General features: G+C 74.3%; 12 protein-coding genes and 1 pseudogene. 8 read left to right on the forward strand and 5 right to left on the reverse strand.

The window, feature by feature from the left end; translation table 11 throughout:
* Together ACWIX3_RS18005 and ACWIX3_RS18010 are read left to right on the forward strand one after the other, a co-directional pair.
* Complete coding sequence (locus ACWIX3_RS18005) at positions 1 to 477, forward strand: DoxX family protein (RefSeq protein WP_448608712.1); 477 nt, start codon at positions 1 to 3, stop codon at positions 475 to 477.
* 203 nt (positions 478 to 680) lie between these two features.
* Complete coding sequence (locus tag ACWIX3_RS18010; RefSeq protein WP_448608713.1) at positions 681 to 1031, forward strand: DUF6506 family protein; 351 nt, start codon at positions 681 to 683, stop codon at positions 1029 to 1031.
* 86 nt (positions 1032 to 1117) lie between these two features.
* On the opposite strand, the gene ACWIX3_RS18015 is transcribed toward ACWIX3_RS18010, so the two are convergent.
* Positions 1118 to 2086 carry an MsnO8 family LLM class oxidoreductase gene (locus tag ACWIX3_RS18015; protein ID WP_448608714.1) on the reverse strand — a complete coding sequence of 323 codons (969 nt, stop codon included), beginning with the start codon at positions 2084 to 2086 and terminating at the stop codon, positions 1118 to 1120.
* A 234-nt stretch (positions 2087 to 2320) separates the two neighbouring features.
* On the opposite strand from ACWIX3_RS18015, the gene ACWIX3_RS18020 reads away from it, so the two are divergent.
* The 3 genes from ACWIX3_RS18020 to ACWIX3_RS18030 all read left to right on the forward strand — a co-directional run bounded on the left by ACWIX3_RS18020 (position 2321) and on the right by ACWIX3_RS18030 (position 9485).
* Positions 2321 to 5635: a hypothetical protein gene (locus tag ACWIX3_RS18020; RefSeq protein WP_448608715.1), complete on the forward strand. Its 3315-nt coding sequence runs from the start codon at positions 2321 to 2323 to the stop codon at positions 5633 to 5635.
* 147 nt (positions 5636 to 5782) lie between these two features.
* Entirely contained in the window at positions 5783 to 8731 is a 2949-nt protein-coding gene (gene fxsT, locus ACWIX3_RS18025) for an FxSxx-COOH system tetratricopeptide repeat protein (RefSeq protein ID WP_448608716.1), read from the forward strand.
* 166 nt (positions 8732 to 8897) lie between these two features.
* Positions 8898 to 9485 carry an RNA polymerase sigma factor gene (locus ACWIX3_RS18030; RefSeq protein ID WP_448608717.1) on the forward strand — a complete coding sequence of 196 codons (588 nt, stop codon included), beginning with the start codon at positions 8898 to 8900 and terminating at the stop codon, positions 9483 to 9485.
* Positions 9486 to 9502: 17 nt separating this feature from the next.
* Here the strand turns inward: ACWIX3_RS18030 and ACWIX3_RS18035 are convergent, their stop codons facing one another.
* From ACWIX3_RS18035 to ACWIX3_RS18050, 4 genes and pseudogenes are all read right to left on the reverse strand, one after another.
* Complete coding sequence (locus tag ACWIX3_RS18035) at positions 9503 to 11491, reverse strand: hypothetical protein (RefSeq protein WP_448608718.1); 1989 nt, start codon at positions 11489 to 11491, stop codon at positions 9503 to 9505.
* 297 nt (positions 11492 to 11788) lie between these two features.
* Positions 11789 to 12187 carry a hypothetical protein gene (locus ACWIX3_RS18040; RefSeq protein ID WP_448608719.1) on the reverse strand — a complete coding sequence of 133 codons (399 nt, stop codon included), beginning with the start codon at positions 12185 to 12187 and terminating at the stop codon, positions 11789 to 11791.
* 151 nt (positions 12188 to 12338) lie between these two features.
* On the reverse strand, positions 12339 to 12701 hold the full coding sequence (locus ACWIX3_RS18045; protein ID WP_448612512.1) for a hypothetical protein: 363 nt from the start codon (positions 12699 to 12701) through the stop codon (positions 12339 to 12341).
* Between the two features lie 152 nt (positions 12702 to 12853).
* Positions 12854 to 12967: pseudogene (locus tag ACWIX3_RS18050) on the reverse strand (putative immunity protein); the annotation flags it as partial.
* 325 nt (positions 12968 to 13292) lie between these two features.
* On the opposite strand from ACWIX3_RS18050, the gene ACWIX3_RS18055 reads away from it, so the two are divergent.
* The 3 genes from ACWIX3_RS18055 to ACWIX3_RS18065 are packed head-to-tail and all read left to right on the forward strand — an operon-like array spanning position 13293 to position 17862.
* Complete coding sequence (locus tag ACWIX3_RS18055; protein WP_448608720.1) at positions 13293 to 14318, forward strand: 3-oxoacyl-ACP synthase III; 1026 nt, start codon at positions 13293 to 13295, stop codon at positions 14316 to 14318.
* On the forward strand, positions 14315 to 16885 hold the full coding sequence (locus tag ACWIX3_RS18060) for an alpha/beta fold hydrolase (RefSeq protein ID WP_448608721.1): 2571 nt from the start codon (positions 14315 to 14317) through the stop codon (positions 16883 to 16885). The genes ACWIX3_RS18055 and ACWIX3_RS18060 overlap by 4 nt, the downstream gene beginning before the upstream one ends.
* Positions 16882 to 17862, forward strand: coding sequence for an NAD-dependent epimerase/dehydratase family protein (locus tag ACWIX3_RS18065; protein WP_448608722.1), 981 nt, complete (start codon positions 16882 to 16884; stop codon positions 17860 to 17862). Before ACWIX3_RS18060 ends, ACWIX3_RS18065 begins: the two co-directional genes overlap by 4 nt.
* Positions 17863 to 17923: the final 61 nt, after the last annotated feature.

Genomic DNA, 17923 nt, shown 5'->3' on the forward strand with positions numbered 1-17923 from the left:
ATGACCACCATCGACCGCACCGGGCTCACCCGGAACACCGGCCTCGTCCAGACCACCCGCGACCTCGTCCTGCTCGTCGCACGAGTGGGGCTCGGCGTGATGATGGTTGCGCACGCCAAGCTCGAGTACGACTTCGGCGGGAGCCTCGCCGGGGTCGGGCGGCTCTTCGCGGAGTCCGGCGTCCCCCTGCCTGCCCTCACCGGGCCGGCCAACGTGCTGTTCGAACTCGTCGGCGGGATCGCGATGATCCTCGGTGCTGCGGTCCCCGTCGTCGGCGTCCTGATGGCGCTGAACATGGCCGGCGCCTGGGTCTTCGTGCACACCAGCGGCCTGTTCGCCATGGACCGCAACGGCCCGGAACTGGTCATCGCGCTCGGCCTGCTCAGCCTCGTCCTCGCCGTGACCGGCTCGGGCCGCTTCGGGGTCGACCACCTGCTCGTCCGGCGCCGCCACCGGACGTCGCGGGCAGCGCACTGACACCCGTCGCCGTGGTCCTGACCGTGGCCGCCCGGGTCCACCGTGCGTGGTGCGTGCGGATGGGTCGGGCGCGACGGACGGAGGGGCAGTGCACGCGCGCCGTCGTCGCCCGCGGGGTGGCACGGCGTCGCACTGCCCGCCCCGTCGGTCACCGGATCCGGCATCGATCAGCCCCTGCGACAGGAGAACGTGAGGTGTCGACCATGACCGTCACCTGGGCCTACGTCTACGAGCACCCCGGAGCCGACCCCGTCTCCGATCGGTTCGTCATCGACCGCCACGGCCAGCGCACCCTCCTGGTGCCGGTGGCCGCGGCGGACGACGCCCCCGCCGTCGCCCTCGACCTCGTGGCGGAGGGCGTCCAGCTCATCGAGCTGTGCGGCGGGTTCACCCTGGTGGCCGCGGCCCGGGTCACCGAGGCGGTCGGGGGACGTGTTCCCGTCGGCCACGTCACCTTCACGGTCGATGCGACGGCCGGCGCCGCCGCCTACAGCGCTGCCTTCGACGACGACGACCAGGTACCGGCTCCCCGGAGGTCGACCTCCGGGGGCTGACCCTCAGGTGACCCCCCGGCGCGACGGGTCGGGCGCGCGGCCGGGTGGGGCAGCTCGCGGCCCTGAGCCGGGAGCTGCTCGGCCGGTCAGGCCAGCAGCGCCGCCAGCGCGGCGTCGGAGCCGGCGAGCGCGGCGCGGTCGTAGGTGGCGCCGGTGGCGAGCAACTCGTCGGCACCGGTGCGATCCGCGAGCTGCTCCAGGCGGCGGCGTACCGATCCCGGGCTGCCGGTGGTGACGGCGTCGAGACCGCGCTCGAGCCGGTCGGCGAGCTGGTCGTCCCAGCGCCGGTCGCGGATGGTCGCCACCGGCTCGAGGGCGTCGAAGACGCCGGTGCGCCGCGAGCGGACCATCGCCCACACCTCGGGGAGCGCCAGCTCGCGGGCCTCGGCGTCGTCATCGGCGATGAGCACGTCGAGCGAGACGGTGACGTGCGGACGGCTCCCGTGATGTGGACGGAAGTCGCGGCGGTACGCCGTGAGCAGGTCCCCCAGGTCGGGCCGGTCGAGCACCGGGCCACCCAGCACGACCGGGAGCCCGAGCCGCGCGGCGACGTCGATCCCGCGGCCCGTGGCGAGCACGAAGAGCGGGACCGGCGCCTGGGAAACGGGGTGGGCGGTGACCGGCGCGGTGCGCTCGAGATAGCTCCGGAGCTCGACGACGTCGTCGGCGAACGTGTCCGGCTCATCGCCGGAGCGACGCAGGGCACGGCGTACGGGCGCGGTGAAGCCGAGCGAGCGGCCCAGGCCGAGGTCGATCCGGCCGGGGTACAGGCCGTCGAGCATCAGGAACTGCTCGGCCACGACGAGAGGCTGGTGGTGCGGCAGCATCACCCCGCCCGACCCGAGCCGGATCGTCGCCGTGTGCGCCCCGATCGCCGCCAGCAGCACCGCGGGCGCTCCGGACGCGACACCCGGCACGCCGTGGTGCTCGGCCACCCAGAACCGGTGGTAGCCGAGCTCCTCCGCCCCGACGGCCCGCTCCACGCTGTGCGTCAGCGCGGCCCCCTCGGGGCAGCCGGCGCGGGTGCGGGAGCGGTCGAGCAGCGAGAGCCTCACACCAGGCGGCAACCCGGGGCGCGACGTCCGGCTTCCGGCCGGCACTGAGCCGCGGGCGGTTGGCCGCGACGGCGGCGTCGGAGGCACTAGCCTTGCTCCCCCTGTCGATCGAGCCAGCGATCGAACCCTCCGTCAACTCCACGCCGCGCAGATCCGGCGCGCGGTGGTCACGGCACCCTCCGGACCCCGCCGCCGTCGCCGGCGCTTCCCCTCCAGGAGCACGCAGGAGGAACTGTGATCAGGTACCGGCACTACGACTGGGACACGTTGCCGCGGGTGACGAGGTCGCACCCGTCCACGGGGCTGGCGAGGCTCTACCTGCCGGTCCGACTGGACGTGGACCCTAGGCTCCGGGTGTCCCCGACGCTGGTGGCGGAGTGGGACGGTCACCGCGTCCGGCTGGACGGGGCGTCCTCCCGGGACGGCCGGATCGTCACCGTGGACCGCGCCTTCCTCCAGCGGCACGGACAGCAGGAGCCCGGCCGTGCCGGTGAGCCGTTGCTCCGGCCGTACCTGGCGATGCGCGACGGCCTCGAGCGGCGCGCCTGCCAGTACTTCGAGGCTCGGCTGGACCACGTGCCGATCGGCGCGGAGGTCTCCTACGGCTTCTCCTTCACCGCGGACGGGTACGCCCCACCGACCGCGGCGGAGGCGGCGGAGACGCCGTGGTCGCTGTACGCCTCCGTGCCGACGTGGGCCTACGAGCACCTGATCGCCATGCACGCGCCGCACCCGTCCCTGGAGGGGGAGTTCTCGTGGGCGCTCTACCACCAGGTCGAGGACGGGCTGCACCACGTCCGGATCGACCTGAGCGACGTGGAGAGCCGCCTGCCCTCCCTGCGACTCACCATCGGCGAACGCCACGTCGACTTCACCCCGATGGCGTCGATGGACCGGCAGTGGACGGACCGGCGGCAGCTGCCCTGCATCGACCGCGGCAACGACTACGTCGTCGTCTCGCTGCCGGCCGGGGAGTCGGTCAGCCCCCTGACGGTGCGCAACGACATCCCTAGGCGTGACGCGGACGAGTTCCGGGTCGACGACGTCCAGCAGGCGCACGAGAGCCCGAAGGACGTCGGCACCGCGAACGTGATGCTGATCCAGTTCTGCATCCAGGCGCTCAACGACCTCTTCGAGGGACCCGTCCAGACGCGGGAAGAACTGCACGGGCCGTTCAGGGGGTGGAACACCTACATGCAGATCACCATGCGGGACCTGCAGGCCACGTACTCGAGCCGCCCGGAGTCCGAGGAGAACGGCGAGAAGGACGGATACGCCCTGACGTTCGAGGCCCATCGCAATCTCCAGGTGCCCTACCTGTGCACCTTCAACGCCGGTGTACTCGCGATGCTGGCCCACGACTGCCCAGCTGACCTCCAGAAGCTCCGCACGGACGTCCGGAGGCGGCTGCTCGACCCCACCGTGGTCGGCTGGGCGGGTCACCGCCTGGCCTACTTCCAACCGGCCACGAACAGGTACGTCATCGACCTGGGGGTGCGGATGATGCACCGCTACCTCGGACAGGAGGTCGGCGGTCGGTGGCAGGGCGGTGCGAACGACATCTTCTATCCCGACTCGCGCTTCTACCGGAGAGACACGGACAGGGAGCCGCTGAAGCAGGCCGGAGCGCGCTACCTCGTCGTCGACGCCGAGACGACGCTCGAGCTCGACACCCACCGGCGGACGGCCAAGCCACCCGTCGGTTCGCTGGTCGACGACCGCTACCTCGACCACCAGTACCTGTGGCAGGACTCGGCGTCGGATCTGTACCTCCTCATGATCCAACGTGACCTCCGTGAGGGGTTGTTCGCCCACAAGGAGAAGGAGTACGAGCAGGGCAAGCTCCCGCTCGACCTCCGGAGGAAGTTCCTCGGCTTCGCCGCCACGCCCGTCCGACGGGGCAACCTGCTCGTGTACGCGGACGACCTCGACAAGTGCGCGGGCAACGGCTGGTTCGACGGGAACTACGCCGGCACGAAGATCCGGTTCAACGACCGGTGGCGGGCATCCCTCGAGTGGATCAGCGCCCACCCGTGGGTCCGGCTCGTGACCTCCTGCGACCTCGAGGGCTCTCCGACCCCGCCCAGGAACGGCATGCCGCCCATCCCCTGCGTCGGCACCTTCGAGCTCGGCAGCGCCATCGATCCCTCCGTCGACCCCGAGGGGATCGAGTCGACGGACAGCTGGGGCAAGCCGCTGCACTTCGACGCCTGGTACGACGCGTACAAGAGCTACCGGACCCCGTGGCTCGACCAGACCCTCGAGGAGATCTCGCAGGAAGCGGAGTTCGCGGTCCTCGACTGGCCGGAGCGCTACCGCGAGCAGACCAAGATCTACGAGCTCGCGCAGATGTGTTTCGCCACCGTGACCCACGAGCTGCCCTGGAACAAGCAGCCGTTGGAGAACGTGAACCCCAACCACACCGACGTGCTCCAGCCCGAGGACTTCGTCGTCGCCGCGGGCCTGCAGGTGCGCAACACCCACGTCTACCTGGCGGCCACGGTGTGGGCGGACTGGGCTGCGGGAGAGGGCTCCCCCTGGACCGCCATGAGCGGCTCGGGGACCTTCTGCAACCGAGGCCCCGTCCTCTACAACCTCACCCGCGAGCGCTACTCCACGGACAACCCGATCCCCGCGCTCCGCGGGTCCCCGCTGCAGGCGGACGGGCTGTGCTGGGACCACGACCTGCTGCGCAACGTCATCCTCTACAACAAGGAGGTCCTCGTCGTCCTCGACCGCAACGGTGGCCGGATCACGCACATCTTCTGCATGGTCGACGGGGAGCCGCGCTGCGTGAGCGGCACCTTCAAGACGTACCAGTTCAAGAGGCCACACTGCGTTCAGGGGGAACTGCTCAACTGCGACGGACCGGTCCTGCAGAACACGGTGTTCACCCCGAACCACGCCTACGTCGCGACGGACGTCATCCAGAGCCACGGCATCCCGGGCACCTATCACGACCCGCGCGAAGAGGAACCGGGAGCCTGGTGGTACCCGGACAACTTCAACGTGTACGAGGACGGCGTGATCGGGGGCGATGGCGAGCGCAGCGTCGAGTTCCTGTACCGACCGGGGACCCCTCCCCCGCTGACGATCGACCTGCAGGAGTTCAACGCGCTCCTCGCGCAGGACCGGCGGGCCCGGCTGGGGTCGGGCGAGTCCCCCGTGGTGTGGCACGACCCCGCGTTCGGCTCCTTCGCCAAGAAGGTGACGCTCGACGGCCGCGTGCTGACCGTCTCGTACAGCCACGTCCAACCCGGGCACCTCGTCGCCAACGAGTTCTGCGTGGACCTGTGGACGGCGGTGATGGAGGGCGCCCAGCTGGACCGCGCTGTCGATGTCGAAGGGCGCCGCGGGACCGTCACCCTGCACGGGAGCAGGATCGCCGTCGCCGTGGAGCCGCGGGACGGCTGCGAGTTCAGCGAGGACACCAAGGCGAAACCGGGCGACCCCGACCGGTACCTGCGCGTGCACCGGGTCCTCACCGACCGGCTGGACATGGTGTGTCCCGACGGCGGGGACTTCTCGTACACGATCACCCTGCCCTGAGCGGACCGTCGGCCCCCTGATCCACTCTCGCGGCGCGGAAAATCCGGCCGACAGCCCGCCTGGGCGTGGGAGGCTGTGCACCGCACGCGACCGGGAGCTGTCACCAGCCGAGCCGCGGGGGGGAGGTGAGAGCCCCTGTCCCCGCAGGTGGAGTTCCGGATCCTCGGCCCGCTGACCGTCACCGTGGAGGGCGTCGCGGTCCCCCTCGGTGGGCCGCGGCAGCAGTCGGTGCTCGCCCTCCTCCTCCTCGCCCAGGGCGAGCCGGTCAGCTCGGAGGAGCTGCTCGACGCGTTGTACAACGGGCAACCGCCGCCCAGCGCCGGCAGTGCCCTGTACGCCTACGTGTCGCGGCTGCGGGGCGCCCTCGGGTCCGCGGGACCCCTGGTCGCCAGGACCGAGCGTGGGTACGTCCTGGCGGCCGATCCCGGGACGGTCGACGCGTGGCGCTTCTGCGACCTGGTGGAGGCCGGGCTGCGGCTCGACGCCGCCCGGCCCGAGCGGGTGATCGAGCACCTGGCGCCTGCCCTCGGGCTCTGGCGGGCGCCCGTCGTCCTCGGCTCGCTGCGCGGGGAGCCGTGGGCCGAGGTCGAGGCAGCTCGCCTGGAGGAACAGCGGGCCATCGCCATCGACGCGCTGGCCGACGCGGAGCTCGCCGCCGGGCGCGACGCGGCCGCCGTGCTGCGGTTGCAGCAGGCGGTCACCGAACAGCCGCTGCGCGAGGGAACCGTCGAACGCCTGATGCTCGCCCTGTACCGCTCGGGCCGGCAGAGCGACGCGCTGTCGGTCTACGAGCGCTGCCGCAGGGCGCTGGCGGACGAGCTCGGCGTCGACCCCTCCCCGCCGCTGCGCAGGATGCACGCCGCGGTGCTGAGCCAGTCCGAGGGGCTGGTCGAACGGCCCCGGGCAACGACCCGGTCGGTGGTGCGGATCCCGCCCCGGAACCCGAGCTTCGCCGCGCGGACCGAGCTCCTCGCCGACATGGAGTCCCTCGCCCGAGACCAGGGCACCGGCTCGCCCCGGCTGGTCGTCCTCCACGGGCTGGGCGGGGTGGGCAAGACCCAGACGGCTCTGGAGTTCGCGCACCGGCACCGCCCGCGCTACACGGTCACCTGGTGGGTCCCGGCCGAGCACGACAGCACGGTCCTCTCCTCGCTGGTCGAGCTGGCCCAGCGGCGCGGGATCGACGTCGGACCGGAGCAGCAGGACCTCCTCTCCGCGCTCTGGGACGACGTCCGCACGGGCGGCCGCTGGCTGCTCGTGTTCGACAACGCCGAGGACCCCGCGCACCTCGAGCCCTACCTCCCACCGGCCGGTGAGGTCGACGTGCTCGTCACCTCGCGCAGCCCCGCGTGGGGGAGGTACGGGACGCCGCTGCAGGTCACCCCCTTCGACCGCCGGGCCTCGGTCGACTTCCTCCGGTCCCGGTCGGGCACCTCCGACGACGACACCGCCGAGGCCCTCGCCGAGGCGCTCGGCGACCTGCCCCTCGCCCTCGAACAGGCCTGCGCCTACGTCGAGCAGACGGGCCTGGCGCTCGAGGACTACCTGGAGCTGTTCCGGACCCGCCGCGAGCTGCTCATCTCGCGGGGCGCACCGGCGGGGTACGGCGCCACCGTCGCCGCCGCCTGGCGGCTGGCGTTCGACCGCGTCGAGGCGGAGTCCCCGCTCGCCGCCCGGCTCCTGGAGACGTGTGCCTTCCTGGCCCCCGACAGCATCCCCCTGCTGCTGCTGGGCGGGCTGTTCCCGGAGGGCACCGCCGACCTGGAGATCGACGAGGCCGTCGCCCACCTGCGGCGCTTCTCGCTCGTCGACCGGAACCGGGCGGCCCTCGGCGTCCACCGCCTCGTCCAGGCCGCCGTCCGCGCCCGGCTGTCCCCCGACCGGCGCGCGGCGACCCTCCGCGACGTCGCGGCCCTCCTGGTCGGCGCCGAACCCGCCGACCCCACCGAGCCGGGCACCTGGGCGAGCTGGTCGCAGCTCGCTCCGCACGTGCTGGCCGCCGCCGCGTTCTGCGAGGAGCTGGTCCCTCCTCCCCCGGGCCTCATCCCCCTGCTGCGGCACATCGCCTGCTACTTCCAGGAGCGCGCGTCCTTCCGCGCCGCCCGGGACGCACTGGAGACCGCGCTGCGCCTGGCAGAAGGCGTCGGCACCCACGACGTCCTCGTCGGCGAGCTGCAGAGCGACCTCGGCGAGCTGCTCGATCTGCAGGGTGACCTGGGGGCCGCGATCGCGCGGCACGAGCTCGCCGTGGCGGTCCTGGAGAGGTCCCTCAGCCGCGAGGACGTGCGCGTGGCCTGGAGCCGCGCCCGGCTCGGGCACTGCCTGAACTGCGCCGGCGACCCCCACGGAGCGGTGCGGGAGTGCCACCAGGCCCTCGTCGTCCTGCGTGCCGCCGGCGAGCCGTCGGAGACCGCGCGCGTCCTCGTCGAGCTCGGCTACGCCCACTGGGCCACCCATGCGCTGCAGCCGGCCGCGGACGCCTTCACCGAGGCGCTCCACCTGCTGCGCGCGTCCGGCCGCGGTGACCACGCGCTGGCCGCCGCGGCGACCGCCGGCCTCGGCACCGTGCGTCAGGACCAGGGGGACCTGCACGTCGCGCGGGCCCTGCACGAGCAGGGGCTCGCGATGCTGCAGCGGATCCACGGCAAGGACCACCCCGACATCGGGCAGTTCTGGGACAAGCTCGGTTACGTGCTGCGGCTGCTCGGCGACCCGGCGGCCTCCGTGGCCGCCCACCGCCGCGCCGAGGAGATGCTGGCGGCGACCCTCGGCCCGGCCGATCCCCGCGTGGGCATGGCCCTGACCAACCTGGGACTGGCACTGGCCGCGGCCGGGGATGCCGCCGGCGCCCGCGAGGCCCAGGAACGTGCCCGCGACATCTTCGTCGCTGCGTACGGGGAGGAGCACCCCCACACGCACCTGGCCAACCGCCGGCTCGCGGTCGCCCTGCTGGACGCCGGTGCCCCGGAGGCGGCGCGCGCGCTGGCCCGGGCCGAGCTCGAGCACGCTCGCAGGGCGCTGGGGGACGACGACCGGGAGCTGGGGAACGTCCGCTCCGACCTCGCGCCGGTCCTGGGAGCCTCGGCCTCCCGCTGACCCGCCAGGGCACCGCCACGCGGGCTGCCCGCGGACTCCGACCCGGGGCACGGGCTGCAAGGTCGCTGCAAGCCTGCCGCAAGCGCTGCGGAGAAGTGTCGTCGGCGCCGCTCCCCGCGGTTCCGGCCCGAACCGGCCGGACCGATCGCCCCAGATTGGCATCGCGATGAGCACGATGACCCTCGACGCCGCCACGACCGGCTGCAGCACCACGACGCTGCTCGAGCGGGCCGGGCAGGGCGACCAGTTGGCGTGGCAGCAGCTCGTCCACGATTACGACGGCCTCGTCCGGTCGGTCGCCCGGTCCTTCCGCCTCCAGGCGGCGGACGTCCACGACGTCGCGCAGACGACCTGGCTGCGCCTGGTCCAGCACCTCCACACCATCCGTGACCCGGAGCGGCTCGCGGGCTGGCTCGCGGTCACCGCCACGCGTGAGTCGCTGTCGGTCCTGCGCCGGGCCGCAGCGCACGACCTCACCGAAGCCGCGGACGAGATCCCGGACTCGGCCGCCGATCTCGAGACGGCCGCCCTCGATCGCGACACCGCGCGCGACGTGTGGGCAGCGGTGTCCGAACTGCCGAGCCGGCAGCGGAACCTCCTCCTCACGCTGTTCCGCGAGGAGGTCGGTTCGTACGACGAGGTGTCGACGAGGTGTGCGATGCCGATCGGGAGCATCGGCCCGACGCGCGCACGGGCGCTGTCCCACCTCCGCCGCAAGCTCGAGGAACGGGGTCTGGGACTCACCGACCTGTGATCGCGCCCCCGGCCCGGTCACTCCGTCACGTAGACCTTCGCCTCCCAGGAGAAGACCGGCTCGCGCCCCACCCACTCCGGGGGCACGGGCCGGTCCTGGCCGACCTCCCGCCAGCGGCGGCCGGGCGGGGTGGCCGGCCAGGTGGGCACCACGTACTCCGCGGACGGACCGGGGGGCGTCGTGTAGTCGGAGAAGTTGGCGACCACGACCACCACCTGGCCGGAGCCGGGCACGCCCCGCTGCCAGACGACGACCCGCTTGCCGTCCAGGTCGACGTGGACCACCTCCACGTCGTTGACCGCCAGAGCGTCCGCGCTCGTGCGCAGGCGGACCAGCCGCCCGACGTAGTCCTTGATCCGGCTCCGCCACTCCTCGCCCAGCCGGGAGTAGTTCACCGGGTCCACCTGCTTGCCCCCGGCCTCGGTGACGCGGCCGGAGACGTCGACCAGGTCGTGCTGGTCGGCGAACTCGTCCCCGGCCAGGATCTGCGGGACCCCGACCGCCGTCAGCAGGCAGGCGAAGGCCAGCTTGACGCGCTTCTCGCAGTCGACCACGCCGTTGGACCGCAGGTAGTCCAGCAGCCGCTCGTTCCGGAACCCCTCCACGTCGTGCGAGGTCAGGTAGATCACCGCCTGCGCGAGGTCGGCGTACCCGCAGGCGCGGCAGTCGACCATCCGGCGGACGGTGTCCTCGAAGCCGAGGCCGTCGGCGCCCTGCCCGAGCAGGGCGGCGCGCACGTACCGCTTGAAGCCCTCGTGCCACAGGCCGTCGAGCCGGTTCTGGTGGAGGAGCGCCTGCGGTTCGGTGAGCTCCTCGCCCACGACCAGGAAGCGGGCCTCGGCCTCCGGGTCGCCGGCCGGCGCGCCGCACCGCTGCAGCCACAGCGCGCGGGCCAGGTCGCGGTAGGCACCGACGAAGTCCCAGCTGGCGACGTTCTCGATGCTGTCCATCCGGATGCCGTCGACGTGGAAGTGGTCCATCCAGCGCACCAGCGCCGTCCGCATGAGCGCCGACGCCGGGGAAAGCCGCCGCCGGTTTCCGGTCAGCGGGTCGTAGGACTCGTGGAGGGTCTCGAACCGGAACAAGGTGCTGCCGAACCCGTGGCGGATCCCGCCGCGGGAGTCGTGGCGATCCGGGTCGTCGGGATCGGCGTGCTGCGGGTCGAGGATGAAGAAGTCGTCCGTCGCGGCGGCGAGGTAGGGGCTGGAGCGCGCGAACGCGGTCACGGAGTCGACGAAGAACCGCATCCCGCAGCCGTGCAGCCGCGCGACCAGGGCCCGGAGGTCCCGGTCGGGCGTCGGGTGGGAGGAGTCGATCGGGAACCCGAGCTCGAAGTCCGGCGCCAGGAAGTTCGTCGTCCCGTACCCCCACGTGCGCTCGTAGGCGCTGTCGGCCGGCGGCAGCAGCTCCAGCGCGTTGACGCCCAGCTCGTCGGCGAGGTACGAGCGGCCCGCGGCGAGGACCTCCAGACCCGGGAAGTTGGCACCCGGCGCATCCGGGTCGACCAGCGCCTGCACGTCGCGGAACGTGCCGACCCCGCGCTCGTAGATGCCGTCGCCCCTGGTCGCCGCCCAGGCCGTCGGGAGCTCGTAGATGACGATCCGGTTGTTCGGGGGCAGCTGCGCCGGGGGCACCTCGGCGAGCTCGCCGCTCTCTCCCCCGGCGTCGCACGGCACGAGTTCCCCACCGCGGAACCCGGTGACCGCCGCCGGGTACCGGTCGTCGTCCGTGTACTCCGGGCCGGCGGGCCGTGGCGCCCGGAGCCGCCAGTCCACCGTCGTGGCCATCGGGTCGGTGACGCGGATGCGCTGTCCGGTCCGTCGGGGATGGGCGTCGGTGACCTCGAACCAGTAGTGGTACACCTGCCCGTCCGCCAGCCCGCAGTCCTCCGCGGCCAGCGACCACAGGTCGGGGTGCTGATCCGACGGCGACAGGTCGAACCGCTGTTCACCGGTCAGCGTGACCGGAGCCCCCGGCTGCAGCCGCCCGATCACGAGCGTCGGCACGGGTGACGTCCTGGCCGGGCGCCACAGGACGAAGTGCCGGGTCCGGAGGGTCAGCACGTGCGCGTCCATCGGCCTCCGATCGCCGGCACAGCCAGGGCGGCACCAGGATCCGGCACCGCCGCGGCCCTGTGAAGCGCCGGCGCGACGACCCGGGGCGGAGCCCGGACGGGAGCGGATGCCGCCACCAGCGTCGCTCGGATCTCCGGGGGCGGGTGGCGCGGACGGGCACCTCCGCCCGGACGGCCGGGCCGACCGTCCCGCGGCACGGGATGAGGACGGCCTGCACCGGGGCGGCCGTCAGGCGCGCGACGGCGACGTCCACGAGAAGACCCTCGGGGCCTCACCGGACGCCGTTGCGAGGGCTCCGCCGGCCTCTCCGAGGAGGGCCGGCAGGTAGCGGCGCTCCAGCACGTCGGTGGGCACCCGGACGCCTGCGACCGTGATTGCCTCCGGGACCGGGGTGGTGCCCAGCGCCGCGAGCGCCTCCGGCTCGACGCGCTTCTCCTCCACCGTGAACTGCACCGACAGCTCCGGTGTCCGGCGGCCGTCGGTCACCTTGTAGCCGATGCCGATGGAGGCGACGTTCGGGTCGTCCAGGTAACACTGCCCCTCGGTCCGGAGGAACCGGCGGAGGGCGGCGAGCAGGTCCTCGTACGGCACCTCGAGGTCCTCCGGACCGTGCGCGTGCGCGGGCATGGACCACCTCCCCGGGTGGGTTCTGGCCAGGAGCCGCGGCGGGACCGGCCACACCCCCGAGACGGTGGCCGGCCCGCGCCTGTACCAGGGAGGGCCGGGTGGGGTCGCCTGATACACGCCGACGTCGGCCCGGTTCCCACGAGGCGTCCCGTCACCTCCCGCCGAGCCCGTGGAGGGATCCGGTCCCCGTCGGAGCGTGCGGGGAACGCTTCCCGGCGTCAGTCCGCCGACCGGTCCCCAGCGCTGTCGGGTGGCGGAGGGCGGCGTCCAGGATGCGGATCAACTCACCGACCCGTCCGCCCCCGGCCGGTGCCGCCGGAAAGCGGGTGAGCACGTCCACGACGACGGGTGTCGCACGATGCGCCACCTGCTCGACGTGTTCGGCACCGACGGTCGGATCGTCCCCGGCGACGAGCTCGGCCGCTCTGGCCGCGTGCGCACCTGCCCCGAGGATGTGCTCGACCTGGGTGGCGTGCGCCAACGGATGCAGGTAGGCGGCGCCTGCCGCAGCCATCGCCGCCCGTCCTGCCTCGCGCGCAGCCGCGGTGTCCGCGCACCTGGCCGCCCTGAGCGCCGCCCACGCCGTGTCGCGCAGGGCTCTGCCGCGCTCACCCCCCGAGCGAACTCCCACGCGGCATCGATGGCGTCCCGGGGCCGCGAGTCGTCCGGCTGACCGGCCTCGAACACCTCGAGCACCACCTGTGCACACCCCGCGGCGAAGGCGGTGACCTCACGGAGCTCCTGGGTGCTCAGGACGATCTCGCTCGCCTCCCTCGACACGGCTCCATCCTCGACCCCGGGCTCCTGGCCGGCCGGAGGGGACGTCCCGCTCGCGGAGCAGGGACCATCCCGGCTCCGTGCTCGACCTGCTCACGCCGGGTGGGCTCGGATCGCACCGCGCCGAGGCCTCCGTCCGGCCGGTCACGCCGGGCGACGGCGCGGCGGGGCCGAGTGGGTCGCGCGCTGACCGCGGAGGTCGGGACGCCCGGTGTCAGCAGGCTCACGAGGGGGCCGTCCGAATGGCGGTGGACCGGTCGGGTAGGACTCGATCCACCGAGGGCGGCGCGAGCAGGAGTCGTCCCATCCGAGGACTGGACCCCAACACATGGGCGGTAATGCCACACACAGGTTCGGCAACACGGCTGTCCTGGCACTGCAGACGGCTGACCCCACCCGGGTCGTCACCTCCGACGCGCTCGACACCGCGCTCGCCGACACCTACCGGCGGGTGGGGCTGCGACCCGGCCTGCTCGAGCACCTCGCCGGCATCCGGGAGCGCCGCTGGTGGGGCGCGGGCGTCACGTTCGTCGACGGTGCCGCCGAAGCCGGCGCGAAGGCGATCAGCGAGAGCGGGGTCGACCCGGCCACGATCGGCGTGATGATCAACACGTCGGTCAGCCGCAGGTACCTCGAGCCCTCGACCGCGGTCGCCGTCCACCACGCGCTCGGCCTGCCGCGGTCGTGCCAGAACTTCGACGTCACGAACGCCTGCCTGGGCTTCGTCAACGGCATGGAGTTGGCGGCCGCCATGATCGACTCCGGGTTGGTCGACCACGCGCTCGTCGTCAACGGCGAGGACTCGCAGCCGGTCCAGGAGCGGACCATCGACCGCCTCAACGAGCCGGGCACCGTCTCCAAGGACGTGATGGCGCAGTTCGCCACCCTGACCCTGGGCTCGGGCGCCGTCGCCATGGTGCTCGGCCGTGCCGACCGGCACCCGGAGGGGCACCGTCTCGTCGCGTCCGTGAGCCGAGCGGGGACCGAGCACCACGAGCTGTGCGTCGGTGACAACGAGCTGATGCGGACCGATCTCAAGGGGCTGCTCGACGCCGGTCTGCAGCTGTCCGAGGACATGTGGGCCGACGCCGCGGCGGAGGTCGACTGGGCCGGCGGCATGAGCCGCTACGTCGTCCACCAGGTCTCCAAGGTCCACACCAAGGCCATGTGCGACCGGTTCTCGATCGACCCGGCGCTGGTGCCGACGACGTTCCCGACCCGGGGCAACCTGGGCCCGGCGTCGGTCCCCTACACGCTGGCCGGCGAGCAGGACTCCCTCGTCGACGGCGACCGGGTGCTCCTCATGGGCATCGGCTCGGGGCTCAACGTCTCCTGCCTCGAGATCGCCTGGTGAGGGCGGCCGCCCCGCCGGCGCTCCCGGGACTGGACCCGGCCTGGTCCCGGCTCCTGACCGTCGCCGACGCCGACGGCGTCGACCACTGCTGGCACGTGCTCGACAACGGCGTGCAGGACCCGGTGGGCACGCTGCTGTGCGTCCACGGCAACCCCACCTGGTCCTACCTGTGGCGACGGCTGCTCGCGGCCGCCCCGGCGGGCTGGCGGGTCGTCGCCCCCGACCAGCTCGGCATGGGCTGGTCCGACCGGCTGGCCGCGCCGCGGCCCCTGCGGGAGCGGGTCGCCGACCTCGGCGACCTCACTGCAGCCCTCGGTGTCACCGGCCCGGTGGTGACCGTCGGGCACGACTGGGGCGGGGTCGTCTCCCTGGGCTGGGCGCTCGAGCACCGCGCCCAGCTGCGGGGCGTCGTCCTGGCCAACACCGCCGTCGCCATGCCCGAGGGCGACCTCGGGCCGGCCCTGATCCGCCTGGCCTCCGCGCCGGGCGTGCGCACGGCGGTCACCGTGGGCACGCCGGTGTTCGTCCGGGCGACGACGGCGCTGTCCCGGCCGGCCCTGCCCGCCGACGTCCGGCGCGCCTTCGCCGAGCCCTACCGCTCGCCGGCGAGGCGACGCTCCGTGGGCGACTTCGTCGCCGACATCCCGTTCTCCCCCGGGCACCCGTCCCGCCCGGTGCAGGAGGCCATCGCCGAGGGGATCCGCACGCTCGACGTCCCGGCCCTGCTCCTGTGGGGGCCTCGCGATCCGGTCTTCGGCGAGCGGTACCTGGCCGACCTGCGCAGCCGCCTGCCGCAGGCCCGGCTGCACCGCTACGAGGGCGCCTCCCACCTCCTGCCGGAGGACGCGCCGCAGTACGCGCAGGCCGTGGCCCAGTGGGTGGCCGACCTCGACACCGGCGGCTCCGTCCCGGAACGGCCGGGCACCGAGGGCGCCGGAGGACGACGGCTGTGGTCGGCCCTGGACGAGCGGGCGGACGACGACTCCCCCGCGGTCGTCGAGGTCGGCGGCGCGACGGTCGGCTGGTCGGAGCTGTCCCGGCGGGTGGACCGTCTCGCCGCCGGACTCGCGGCGACCGGCGTCCGCGCGGGACACCGCGTCGCACTGCTGGTGGAGCCCTCGGCCGACCTCACCGCGACCGTCTACGCCGTGTGGCGGGCCGGGGGCGTGGTCGTCGTCGCGGACAAGGGCCTCGGGCTGGCCGGGATGCGCCGGGCGCTGCGCAGCGCGGCGGTCGACTCCGTCGTCGGCAGCCGGGCGGGCCTGGCCGCCGCGCGCCTCATGGGCCTGCCCGGCTCCCGGGTCGCCGCCGGTCCGGGAGGACGGACGGCGCTGCGCGGACTGGGCGCCGCGCACACGCTCGACGAGCTGGAGGTGCTGGGCCGGTCGGCACCGGCGCCCGCCGAGCCGCCGCTGGACGCCGACTGCGCCGTGCTGTTCACCTCCGGGGCCACCGGACCGGCCAAGGGCGTCGTCTACACGCACCGCCAGGCCGCCGCCCAGCTCGAGCTGGTGCGATCCACCTACGACCTCGCCGCGGACGACCGGTTCGTGGCGGCGTTCGCGCCGTTCGCGATCCTCGGGCCGGCTCTGGGCATCGGGTCTGCGGTGCCGGACGTCGACGTGACCGCGCCCGGCTCGCTGACCGCAGCGGCGCTGGCCGACGCCGCGGCCGCCGTCGACGCGACCGTGGTCTTCGCCTCGCCCGCGGCGCTGCGGCGGGTGGTCGCCACGGCTGCCGGCCTCTCCGCGCGGCAGCGCACGGCGCTGGCCCGCATCCGGCTGCTCATGTCCGCCGGCGCGCCCGTCCCGGCGTCCCTGCTGCGGTCGCTGCGGGCGGTGCTCCCGGGCGCCGAGCCGCACACGCCGTACGGGATGACCGAGGCGCTGCCGGTCACCGACGTCTCGCTCGCCGGCATCGAGGCCGCGGGCACGGACGACGGGGTGTGCGTGGGCCGGCCCCTGCCCGGCGTCGACGTGCGGGTCAGCCCGCTGTCCCCCGACGGGCGGGCCGACGGCGAGCTCACCGACCGCCCGGGCGTCCCTGGCGAGGTCTGCGTGCGGGCCGCGCACGTCAAGGACCGCTACGACGCGCTGTGGGCGCTGGAGCGGGCGACGTCCCGCGACGCCGGCTGGCACCGCACCGGCGACGTGGGCCACCTGGACGGGGACGGGCGGCTGTGGATCGAGGGCCGTCTCCAGCACGTGGTCTCCACGGCCGGCGGTCCGGTGACGCCCGTCGGGATCGAGCAGCGGGTGGAGGCGGTCGAGGGGGTGTCGGCCGCCGCGGCCGTCGGCGTCGGGCCCGCCGGTGCCCAGGTCGTCGTGGTCGTCGTCGTGCCGTCCGGGCGTCGGCCCCGGCTGGCGGGCCGACCGGCGCGGCCGGCCCTGGCCGGCACGGAGCTCACCGACGCCGTCCGGGCGGCCGCCGGCGTCGACGTCGCCGCGGTGCTGACCACCTCGCGCCTGCCGGTGGACGTCCGGCACCAGTCGAAGGTGGACCGGGGTGAGGTCGCCCGCCGGGCCGCACGCGTGCTGGCCGGCGTCCGGGCCCCCCACCGACCGTGAGGGTGCTGGTCACCGGCGCGAGCGGGATGCTCGGCCGGGCCACGGCCACCGGGCTGCTCCAGCGCGGGGACGAGGTGACGGTCCTGCAGCGCCGTCCCGCCGGGCTGCCGTGCGCGGAGGTGCTCGGGGACGTCGCCGACCCGGGCGTCGTCGGGCGGGCCGCCCGGGGACAGGACGCCGTCCTGCACCTGGCCGCGAAGGTCGACGTCACCGGTCCGTGGGCCGAGTACGCGCACGCCAACATCGAGGGCACCCGGACCGTCCTCGACGCGTGCCGGGCCGCGGGCGTCGGCCGGCTCGTGCACGTCTCGTCCCCGTCGGTGGCGCACGCCGGGACGGCCCTCGCCGGGGTCGGCGCCGGACCGGCGGACCCCGCGCGGGCCCGTGGCCGCTACTCGCGCTCCAAGGCCGTGGCCGAGCTCGACGCGCTGGCCGCGGACTCCCCCGCGCTGGCCGTGCTGGCCGTCCGCCCCCACCTCGTGTGGGGCCCGGGCGACACCCAGCTCGTCGGCCGCATCGTCGAGCGCGCGCGGGCCGGGCGGCTGCCGGTGATCGGGTCGGGCGCGGCGCTGATCGACACCACCTACGTCGACAACGCCGCAGCGGCCCTCGTCGCCGCCGTGGACGCGTGCGGACCGGTGCACGGCGAGGCGCTGGTCGTGTCGAACGGGGAACCGCGCCCGGTCGCCGAGGTGCTCGGCCGGCTGTGCCGGGCGGCCGGGGTCCCGGGGCCGCGCGGCCGGGTGCCGTTCGGTGCGGCCTGGGTGGCCGGAGCCGCCGCGGAGGCGGTCTGGGCGGGGACGCGCCGACGGTCGGTCCCCCCGCTCACCCGCTTCCTGGCCGAGCAGCTGGCGACCGCCCACTGGTTCGACCAGCGGCGGACGCGGGCCGCTCTGGGCTGGCGCCCGCAGGTGGGCCTGGACGAGGGCTTCGCCCGCCTGCGGAACTGGTACCTGCGCACTCGTGCCGCGCACTGACGGCGCCGCTCCGACCGGACCCGCCCGGCCGTACGCGCCCGCGGCACGTCCCTACCACCGG

The sequence above is a fragment of the Geodermatophilus sp. URMC 60 genome (assembly GCF_053502585.1).

What these genes read in the sequence shown, in the direction of transcription:
- ACWIX3_RS18055 (WP_448608720.1), top strand. Translation starts at nt 13,293, where the DNA reads ATGGGCGGTAATGCCACACACAGGTTCGGCAACACGGCTGTCCTGGCA.
- ACWIX3_RS18005 (WP_448608712.1), top strand. Translation starts at nt 1, where the DNA reads ATGACCACCATCGACCGCACCGGGCTCACCCGGAACACCGGCCTCGTC.
- ACWIX3_RS18010 (WP_448608713.1), top strand. Translation starts at nt 681, where the DNA reads ATGACCGTCACCTGGGCCTACGTCTACGAGCACCCCGGAGCCGACCCC.
- ACWIX3_RS18045 (WP_448612512.1), bottom strand. Translation starts at nt 12,701, where the DNA reads ATGGCTGCGGCAGGCGCCGCCTACCTGCATCCGTTGGCGCACGCCACC.
- ACWIX3_RS18030 (WP_448608717.1), top strand. Translation starts at nt 8,898, where the DNA reads ATGAGCACGATGACCCTCGACGCCGCCACGACCGGCTGCAGCACCACG.
- ACWIX3_RS18040 (WP_448608719.1), bottom strand. Translation starts at nt 12,187, where the DNA reads ATGCCCGCGCACGCGCACGGTCCGGAGGACCTCGAGGTGCCGTACGAG.